This window comes from uncultured Desulfovibrio sp. (genome assembly GCF_944327235.1).
Classification (GTDB): domain Bacteria; phylum Desulfobacterota; class Desulfovibrionia; order Desulfovibrionales; family Desulfovibrionaceae; genus Desulfovibrio.
The window spans coordinates 1-10,014 of the sequence record NZ_CALVHE010000087.1; the positions used below are offsets into that span (position 1 = coordinate 1).

Consider the following 10,014-nt stretch of genomic DNA (forward strand, 5'->3'; position numbering starts at 1 on the left):
GTTGAGGCGGCATGTTTTGTCACCTCAGCGCCTCAAGGGGCAAAGGTCGTTCAATTGTACGAAGGGGCAAAGCCAGCTGATGCTGCTTATCTCAAAAAGACGCTGGAATGCTACCGCTTGCCGGTTGGCATGGAACTGCTCTCGCTGGAAGAGGCCAGGTCTCTTTGCCTTGCACGGCTCAATGATGCTTTTTCCCTGGCTGAGGCTTCCGGCAAAATCATGTCCTCTGCCGGATTTGTCATCGACGCAACTGAGCGCAGCAACAGGGACATTGACGGCCTCATCGTCAGCCTTGAGGCCACTGGCACGCCGGAAATCACGTTTTGCGCTGCGGACAACAGCTTTCATACCGTGACGCTGGACCAGCTTCGCACCATGCGTCTTGAGGTTATTGCTTACGGTCAGGCGCTCTATACGCGAAAGTGGACGCTTCGCACCGCCATTGAAAGCGCGCAGAGCATCGAGGCGTTGCAGGCTGTTGCCATCAACTTTGACGGGGTGAGCGCGTGAAGCTGACCGAGTACGCCAAAAATATTCTTGTGGCAGTTGATCAGCTCATCAATGCCCTCTGTCTAGGCTGGCCGGACGAGACGCTTTCCAGCAGGGCATTCCGCTGGAATCGTGACGGATTGCGGAGCTGGCCCTGCCGGTTCATCGACAGGCTCTTTTTCTGGGATGTGGCAAAAAACGGGGGACGTATCGTGCGCCACTGCGAACTTTCTTACATCAGCGAAAAGGGCAGGTTTCAGCTTGGCCCTGAATTCAGGGGGTAAACATGGGAGGAGTAGCAAGCGCTATCGGCGGGCTTTTTGGCTTGGGGGGGTCGCCGTCGGTATCGGCGCCGGCGTATGACCCTATCCCCGTGCGCGAAGAGGAGGCGGAACCGGAAAGCAGCGCTGTGCGGGATGCGGAGCGGCGGAAGTTGCGGGCGCGCAGCGGCATGAGCGGCACGCTGCTCACGTCGCCGCTGGGGGCGTCCGGCTCGTCCGGGACAACGGGAACATCAGGAAAGTCGAGCGGCCTTCTTGGTCGCCCCATGTAAAGGGTGGATATGGGAATGTCTCGTCTTGATGAGATACAGCGTTTTGCCTCCCATCTTGACGGGCTTCGCTCCGCTCGAATGGGACGGTGGCAGGAGCTTGCACGCTGGCTTGCGCCGCATCGCGGGGTCTTTGACGGCGAACTGACGACAGACAGGGGAGAGCGTCGCAATAGCGAGGCGTTCCTTTCCATCGGCTCGGCAGCCCTGCGCAAGGGGGCTGCCGGGCTGACGAGCGGCATGACGCCGCGCAATGCGCCCTGGTTCGAGGCGGCGTTTCGCAATGGCGACCTGTGGGAGATGTCCGGCGCGCCCGCGTGGCTGGACGAGGTCAATGCGCGCATGGATTCAGCCTTGAATGCTGGCGGGTTTTATCAGGCCATCCATTCGTTCAATACGGATCTGCTCTGGGCTGGCTGCGCGCTGTTGTATGTTGAGGCGGACGAGACGACGGACATCCGCTGCGAGTGCATCGACATCGGGAGTTTTTCGGTCGGCATGGACACTGGCGGGCGTCTGGACTCCGTTGTGCGGCGGATTCGGATGACTCCGGCACGCATGGCGCAGATATTTGGAAAAGATAATCTTTCAGATGCGACGCGCAAGGCGCTTGAAACCGCTCCGTATTCGCCTGTTGAGGTCATCCATGTGGTGCGGCGCAGGGATATGCGGGATCCGGGGAAGCTGGACGCCAAGTCCATGCCGTGGGCGTCGTACTTTTGGGAGCCGGGCGGGGAGGACTTCCTGCGCGAGGGCGGCTATATGGAGATGCCGTACTTTTTCACGACGTGGAACGCTTGCGGGCTTTACGGCACGGGGCCGGGGGACGACGCCCTGTCCGACATCAGGCAGATCGACAAGATGGAGCGGGACAAGCTGGTTGGTCTGGCCAAGCTTGTGTCCCCGCCGGTGGCGGCCCCCATCCAGTACAAGGACGCCGTCTGCCTGCATCCTCACGCGGTGAACTACGTCGCGTCCAATGACGCCATCCGGCCCATCATCGACCTTGCTCCGTGGGCGAGTGCCTTCCAGTACCTCCAGGCTGAGGTGCAGAACGTCGCCGGGCGCATCGAGGACGAGCTGCTGGCCTCCGTATTCGCTTCCGTACCTCTCGACCAGAGGCCACGGGATATGAGCGCAACGGAATTCCTTGAGCGAAAGCGCGAGGCGCTGCAACAACTCGGCCCGGTCATGAGCGCGTACGAGCCGAACGTGCTGACTCCTTTGCTGTGGAGAGTTGCCGGGATGCTTGACCGCAAGGGAGTCATGCCTCCTCCGCCGGAAAGTCTTTTGGGTATGCCGCTGGCCATGAAAATAGATTTTGTCAGCCCCATTGCCAACGCCCTGCGGCAAACAGGCGCGGAAACGACGCGGGCGCTCGTTCAGGACGTGCTGGCGCTGGCTCAGGCGGACCCGCAGGCTCTGGACAAGCTCGACATCGACCAGGCCGTGGACGAGCTGGCTACCGGTCTCGGCGCGCCGGGCAAGGTCATCCGCGCGGACGCCGACGTGCTGGCCATTCGTCAGCAACGGGCGCAGGCGCAGGCGGCGCAAAGCGAAAACATGGCCATGCAACAGGCCGTACAAATGGCACAGGGCATAGCGCAGACGGCAAAGACCGTCAGCGACATGGATACGCAAAACGCAGCAAGTGAGGCTGGGAATGGATAAACTCTCTGTCATCAACGCCGCGCTCATGAAGTGCGGTCTGCCGCTGTCCGCATCGTTGCAGGACGTTGACTGGGGCGCTTCGACGCGCTTTGACGACGTGTCCGAGCAGCTACTTCGCGCCCATCCGTGGAACTTTGCCACAGCATACGCAACTCCCGGTCAAATCGAGGCCCCCGCACACGGATACCGCTACGCCTACACCCTGCCTGACGACTGCCTGCGCGTCATCGACGTGCGTCCAGCGGAGGACCTGAGAGCGCCGCAGGCCCGTTTTTCCGTCGTCGGCAACCTTCTTTTCACCAACGCCACGCCCTGCAATCTCCGTTACGTCCGCCGTATGACGGACCCGTCCGGCTGGACGCCAGACTTTGCCGATGCCGTGGCTACAAGGATAGCCGCTGAGATAGCGCCGCTTTCCGCCCAGTCCTTTGGCCTTGGCGCGTCCCTTCTGCAACTTGCCCAGCTTGCCTTTCAGCAGGCGCAGGCGTCGGACGCCGGAGAGCGGCGTGAACTGCTGCCTCTCGGCTCTCCCTACATCGAGGCCAGGTAATGAGTCTCACGTCTGATATGCAGCGCATCGACAAACAACGGGCGCAGATGGCCGAAAGACGGGCACAGGAAGAACGTCGCCGTGACGAATACCGGCAAAAAGCCGCCGAAACGGCGGCCGCCGCTGTGCGTTCGTCGCTGCATGTGGCGCAAAACGTCCTCAACGGCGGGGAGATATCGCCGCAAATGGCGGCCCGCGTGGACCAACCCCGCTACCAGACGGGATGCGAGAAGCTGGAGAACATGATACCGCTCCCACAGGGCGGCATCACCAAACGTCCGGGTCTTGAATGTTTGGGCTGTTCTTCCGCAGGGACGAAAGGCATACCCGGCGGGGCGCGCTTCCTGCCGTTCATCTTTTCTGCCAGTGAAAGCCGGATGCTTGAACTGATCGGCACGGACGCGGGGACAACGGTCAACGTCTGGCTGTCTGACGGCAGTCTGTACAAGACGGGCGCCGCATCCCTCCCGTATCGTCTTGACGAACTGCCTGAACTTTGCTTCGCCCAAAGCGCGGACGTGATATTTCTGGCCCACCACAATCATCCCCCGGCCAAACTCTCACGCTACGCGGACGACGACTGGCGCTATGAGCGCATAGACTGGCTGCCGTCCATCGCCGCGCCGCGCATCGTTGAGGCCGTGCCGGTTGGCAACATCCCTGCCGGGGAAAACAGCCGTACGAGCTACAGCTATGTGGCCACGGTCATCGACGCCGCCACCGGGGAGGAATCCCCATCTTCGACAGCCGTGACTGTCGAGAACGTCGCCCCTCTCTCGCAAAGCTATTTCATCCGCATCTCCCTTTCTCAGGTTGAAGGCGCGAGCGAGTACCGCATTTACAAGAAAAAGGGCGGAGTTTTTGGATACATAGGACGCCTTCCCGTGTCGGATGATGTGCTTGTCGAGTCTGTCCTGCGGCTGGACGGCGCGCAGCTTGCCGAAGGTCGTCGCATAAGCGGTACGTTCCGGCAGGCTCCTGGCCGCTATCTGTGCACGGTCGCTGTTCGTACGGGAAACAGCATCGGAGGCGGCACGACAAGAATACTGGAAGCGACGGTTAGCGAAGATACCGAGGGACGCATCCTCTGGCGCGACGACAGCACAGGGGCCATGCTGCTTTGGGCGGCTGATCCTGCGGAAGGTGATGAACAGCCGACAGGCGCGTGGAGCTGGTACGTCGTCGGATCGTCCTCGTCGCTGACCGGGACGTTTACCGTACAGCGCACGGACTGGGGCTGGGCCGACGACGCGCCGGTCACGGAAGGCGCGAGCCTGGGCGAGGAAGTCGTCTCCGGTCTTTCATTTGAGGACAGGAATTTTTCCGCCGACACGGAGGACACGCCGCCAGATGCCCGCGACCCCTTTGACGATGAGGGCAAATATCCTGCGGTTGTCTTTCTGCATCAGCAGCGGCTCGGCTTCGCGGCCTCGGACAGTCAGCCATTGACGGTCTGGCTGTCGCAGGCGGGGAATTTCGAGAGCATGGCGGCCAGCATCCCCCCGTCCGATGATGACGCCATCGAGGCCACCCTTGCCGCAACGCAGGCAAACCGGATACTCTGGTGCCAGTCAGACCGCAACGGGCTGGCTCTCGGCACGGAAGGCGGGGAATGGATACTTGCGGGCGCGGACGGCGGGGCAGTCACGCCGTCAAATCTTTCTTTCCAGCCGCAGACGTTCTATGGCGCCCAGCCATTCCTCCCTGTCCTGCGGACGGGCAGTGGCCTTGTCTACCTGCAACGCGGCGGGCGCGTGGTGCGTGAATTCGGCTATAATTTCAGCGCAGACCGCTACGAATCCGGGGATCTCTCCCTCCTTGCCCGTCACGTCCTGCGGGACAGCCCCGTCGTTTCGTGGGCATGGCAGGCGGAACCGCATTCCATCATCTGGTGCGTGCTTGAAGATGGCACGCTGGCCGGTCTCACCTACATGCGCGAGCATGACGTGATTGGCTGGCATCGCCACTCCACCCCCGGCGGGACGTTTGAGGACGTGGCCGTCATCCCCGGACCGGACGGCAACTCGCAGATATGGTTCCATGTGACGCGCGGCGGCGTCCGTTACGTCGAACGTCTGGCGAATTTCTACGAGGGCGGGACCGGCCAGACGCCTTTCCATGTGGACGGTCAAGACAAGACGCCTTTCCCGGCCCGCTGCATCCCCTGTATGCCGGAGACCACGCTTGAGAATGGATCAACGATCATGCGCGTCCGCAAACTCAATGCCGTAAAATGCCGCGTCATCAACTCCAGCCCCTTTACGGCCAGAGTGGGGGACGGACCGCCCATGCCAGTTCCGGCTCGCGGCGCTGGACAGGCGTCGCTTGCTGACTGGGCCGTGCCGCTGGCGGGAGGCTGGCGCGACGGCGGAAAACTGGAACTGGTCTTTGACGGCCCGCAGCCGGTGACGCTGCTTGCCGTCCTCACCTCCGTGGAACTCGCGGACATGACAGGAGGTCAAGGATAATGGGAAGCGCCGCAACTCTTGCGCTCACCGTTGGCGGCCTGACGGCTGCCGGTTCTCTGGCGTCATCGCAAACGCAGGCGGCGCAGCAGAGGGCGCAGGCAAATGCCTTGCAGGCGCAGGCGAACGCCAGCCGCCAACAGGCGGACATCCAGCGTCAGAAAGGCGAGATCGAGGCGCAGAAATACGACCGGCAGCGGGAGCAGCTCCGGCGTCAGTTCAAGGAGACGCAGGGGCAGAATCGTTCCCTTCTCGCAGCCGGGAACGTGGATATGGGCAGCGGCAGCGCCCTGGACGTTAGCCTCGGCAATATCGAGCGATTTTCCGCAGACGTTGGGGAAAACGCCTACCAGAAGGCCCTTGCCCTCTGGGGAGCGGAACAGCAGGCAAAGACGCTGGATTTCCAGAGTGATGTCTACGACGCCCAGTCATCCTATCTCAACAGGGCTGCGAACAGCATCGGCACGTCTCTTCTTACGGCTGGGCTTTCCGGCCTGACCTCCGGCCTCGGCATATACAGTCTGGCAGGCGGGAGCCTTTCCGGCCTGTTCGGATCATCAAGCGCAGGAGCTGCGGCTATCCCCAGTGACGTTAAGGGACTTGCGTCAGACATTGCGGGCATATCCAGGAAAAAGGGCCTTGCCGCCCTACTCTAAGACAGAAGGCAGGTTGAGACATGCCACGGCAGCAGTATTATCAGGAGCGAACCGGCGCGGCAGGCATACAGATGCCCGGAAAGGTGAGCGTGCCGGTCATGCCGGTGGACACGCGAGGCGCTGAACTCCTTAACGTCGTCGCCGGAGCGGGCGAACGCATAGGTTCCATCCTCGCCCGTGACTATGCTCGTGAGCAGCAAACACGCATCAGCGAGAGCCTGCTTGCCGCGCGGAAAGAGTTTGCCGCATGGGAGGAACAGTACGTCCAGACCCGCCAAGGCAGTAATGCGCTCACCGCCGGTGAGGATTTCGCAACAAAGATGCGGGAGATCGCGGACAGGCAGCTTGCCGAATTCGCCGGGAATCCCAACGAGGTGTTCCAGCGCGAGCTTTCCGGGCAGATGGCTGCGCTCACCCTGCGCGCGCAGGAGCAGGGCGCCGCTTACGCTTCCGGGCAGCGCTCACGCTGGGAAAACAGCGTCCTTGAAGGCCAGCGGGCGCAGCTCCTTGCCGATGCGGAACGCGACCCCGGAAACGGCGCGTGGCTGGATTTCCAGCTCATGCAATACGGCAGATCGCTGGCGGCACGCGGGCTTGACGCCACAGCTCCCATGATGGAGATGGCCAGCGATATTCAGCTAAGGCGCGGTCTGGCCTATGTCCAACGCGGGGACCTTGGGGCGGCTTCCAATCTGTTGCAGGGATGGAAGGCCGGTAGTTCGCATCCTGGGGACATTTCCGCCCGCTACGAGGCGGGGGAGGATGGAAGCCTGGCCATAGGCTACGACAAAAAGGGCGGCACGTCCTACGGGCGCTTTCAGCTTTCCAGCAAACAGGGGAGCATGGATGGATTTTTGCGCTTCCTCGAAAGCAAGGGGGGAGAGGCCGCGTCTATGGCCGCTCGGCTGCGGGCCGCAGGGCCTGCCGATACCGGAGGCAAGTCCGGCGCCATGCCGGAGGCGTGGAAGCGCGAGGCGCAGGCTCCCGGCTTTGCCGACATTGAGCGGGAGTACATCCAGCGGGAATTTTATGAACCTGCCATGCGTTCGCTGCCGTCCGGCGCGGCGAATGCGGTCAATGCTTCGCCGCAGCTCCAGCAAATGGTCTGGAGCACTGCGGTACAGCACGGGGCGGCAGGCGCGGGCGACATCCTTCGCAAGGCATGGCGGGAGGGCATGACGCCGGAGGACTTCGTGCGTTCCACCTATGCCGAACGTGCTACGCGGTTCAGCGGATCGGAGCCGGACGTGCGCGCCTCGGTACAGCGCCGGCTGCGGCGCGAAGCGGACGACATCCTTGGCGGCCTTGCCGGTGGAGGCGGCATAAACGGCATGAGCCTTGCCGCTGCCGCGCAGCTTGAAGGGGCCATTGAAAAAGGTCTTGACGCAGCGGCACGGCAGGAAGCTGAAAAGCTTGCACGCAGCATTGCCATGAATGATCCCGGAGCATCTTTTTCCGAAATGCAGGCAAAAGCCTTTGAGTCCCTGGCCGCCATTCAAGATCCCCTGCTGAGAGATCGTACCCGTGGTCTTGTTGAGCGCGAAGTGTCGTTCTGGAAAAAAAGGGCTACGGCGATTATGGCGCGCGATGTTGAGCGCGTTGTGGCAGAGGGAAGGGAAAAGGGATTGTCACCCTCACAGTTTGACCGTCTGCTTGCCTCGTCAGGTCTTTCCGAAGAAGCACAGAAAAGCGCTTCTGATGTATTCAATGGCAAAATTACCGAAAACATGCGGAACATAACGGCATTGGCCGAACTGAAAAGCCTGATTGATGAAGCGGCATTCAGAGGGAAGCCACTGACTGAGGATTTCATCATGTCATACGCCTACGACAGGCGCATGACGACGGAGCAAATGAAACAGGCGCTCACCTGGAATGCGGTAGGCGGCAGCCTGTCAGAGCTTTCGCGGCAGGAGATACTTTCCCAGTGGCGTACGCTCAATCCCGAAAGGGGTGAGAGTGAGTTTCCGGCATGGCTTGTGACAGCCGTTGCCATGGAACAGCAAAAACGACCTGGCAAACCGTATGAAGGCGCGGAGCTGCGAAAACTTATCGCGCATCTTTTGATAGAGGGGAGCATCAAACGGGAATGGTGGTGGGACAGAGACCTTACGCGCGGTCAGGCTCTTGTGGAAGGTGTTCTTGACCAGTGGCAGGCGGAAAAATAGCTGGGGGCGGACATGACGCAACTTATTCAGGACGATTTTACCATCCTTCCCCGTTCGGGAGAAGCTATAGAGCTGGCGCTTGCCGAATCCGAAACAGGCCCGTTCGGTCCCCAGCCGGTGATGACGGAAGAACGGCCCTGGACGACGGACAGGACGCGGGAGATATCTTCCTCTCCATCCCTGCGGGCTTCGCTGGCCGTTGCCCGTGATGAGGGCATAACGCCGCAAAGGCTGGCTCTTGCCGAAGCCGCCGCCGTGCGGCTGGGCCTTCCGCGTTCGGTGGCGCTTGCCGATCTGGAGTATGCGCGGGATCAGGCGGACGCTTTGCGTATCGAGCTGGACGGGGAACTTGCGCGCTGGGCAGCGAAAAACCCGGAGAATGCCGCTCTTTCCCGTGACGACGAGGGCCTTTCCGGCGTGTTCAACGCCGCTGCAAATTTCGGAACAAACGTGAGACGTTCTCTGCATCATGGCGTTGCGGACTTTTCGCTGGCCTTTTACGGAGCGGGCCTTTCGGCTGCCGAACTGCTTGCCGGAGAGAAAAGCTTTGCGGCGGACGTTTTTCGTTCAGCTCTTGCGGCAAACGAGAGGGCAAGGCCCGCGCCCGTTGTTGCCGACACGAAGCTGGGGCAGTTCGGATACGATTTTCTGCGCTCTGTGCCGCAGCAGGTCGGCAACATTGTCGCTTATTCCGCCAATCCGGCAGCGGCTCTTGCCCTTATGGGCATCCAAATCGGCGGCTCAAGCTATGTCAACCTGCGTGAACAGGGTGTCAGCCCGAAACGTGCCGCGGGTGCGTCCGCACTCAATGCGACCTTGCAGGCGCCGATGGAACGTCTGGGCCTTGGCCGCTTCATGAATATTTTCAGGTCCTCCACCTTTCGGGATACGGCTGTCAGAACGCTTGGCGCAATGGCCACTGAGGGACTGACGGAATATGTCCAGAAATACCCGGAAGTGGCGACGGAGCTGTGGGGGCTTGCGGAGAAGCAAAGCCCCGACGCCTCTGAGCAGTTGCGATGGTTTGCCGACAAGCTCACGGATGCGGACACGCTCCTGCGTGCTCACTATGAAGGGCTTTACGAGGCCGCCATCGGTTCTGTCTGGGGACTGCTTGGCGGTGGTGCGCGCTCGCTGGCTATCCGCAACAGGGAACGGCAAACGGCTGAGGAATTTTCTCGGCAAAACATTGCCTTGCATGATGCCGTGGAAGCCAGCGAAACGAAGCGGCTTGCGCCAGAGCATATGGCCGATGCGCTGGAAAGCGCGTCCGATGTTCTGGCGCAATCGGTTTTCATCCCCGCGCGTGCGGCGCTTGAACTCTCCGAACAGGGCCGCGACGTGCTGACGCCGCTGGGGATAAGCATTGAGCAGGCGCAGCGGGCCGCTGAGTCAGACATCGACCTTGAGGTGAAACTTTCCGAGGTACACAGCCGCCTTGACGCTGAAAGCATGGCCGTGCTCG

General features: G+C 61.5%; 8 protein-coding genes. All 8 read left to right on the forward strand.

Annotated features, from left to right (window positions below):
* Positions 1 to 510: DUF4376 domain-containing protein (locus Q0K00_RS10075; RefSeq protein ID WP_297229159.1), on the forward strand; the 510-nt coding region annotated here is incomplete at its 5' end.
* On the forward strand, positions 507 to 773 hold the full coding sequence (locus Q0K00_RS10080; RefSeq protein WP_297229161.1) for a pseudouridine synthase: 267 nt from the start codon (positions 507 to 509) through the stop codon (positions 771 to 773). The genes Q0K00_RS10075 and Q0K00_RS10080, both read left to right, overlap by 4 nt.
* A gap of 284 nt (positions 774 to 1,057) precedes the next feature.
* On the forward strand, positions 1,058 to 2,710 hold the full coding sequence (locus Q0K00_RS10085) for a portal protein (RefSeq protein ID WP_297229163.1): 1,653 nt from the start codon (positions 1,058 to 1,060) through the stop codon (positions 2,708 to 2,710).
* Positions 2,703 to 3,260, forward strand: a complete 558-nt coding sequence (locus tag Q0K00_RS10090) for a hypothetical protein (protein WP_297229164.1) — start codon at positions 2,703 to 2,705, stop codon at positions 3,258 to 3,260. Before Q0K00_RS10085 ends, Q0K00_RS10090 begins: the two co-directional genes overlap by 8 nt.
* On the forward strand, positions 3,260 to 5,728 hold the full coding sequence (locus tag Q0K00_RS10095; protein ID WP_297229166.1) for a hypothetical protein: 2,469 nt from the start codon (positions 3,260 to 3,262) through the stop codon (positions 5,726 to 5,728). Before Q0K00_RS10090 ends, Q0K00_RS10095 begins: the two co-directional genes overlap by 1 nt.
* Positions 5,728 to 6,381 carry a hypothetical protein gene (locus tag Q0K00_RS10100; protein ID WP_297229168.1) on the forward strand — a complete coding sequence of 218 codons (654 nt, stop codon included), beginning with the start codon at positions 5,728 to 5,730 and terminating at the stop codon, positions 6,379 to 6,381. Before Q0K00_RS10095 ends, Q0K00_RS10100 begins: the two co-directional genes overlap by 1 nt.
* Before the next feature lie 560 nt (positions 6,382 to 6,941).
* Positions 6,942 to 8,549 carry a hypothetical protein gene (locus Q0K00_RS10105; RefSeq protein ID WP_297229170.1) on the forward strand — a complete coding sequence of 536 codons (1,608 nt, stop codon included), beginning with the start codon at positions 6,942 to 6,944 and terminating at the stop codon, positions 8,547 to 8,549.
* A 120-nt stretch (positions 8,550 to 8,669) separates the two neighbouring features.
* A partial coding sequence (locus tag Q0K00_RS10110) for a hypothetical protein (RefSeq protein WP_366937625.1) occupies positions 8,670 to 10,014 on the forward strand: 1,345 nt, incomplete at its 3' end.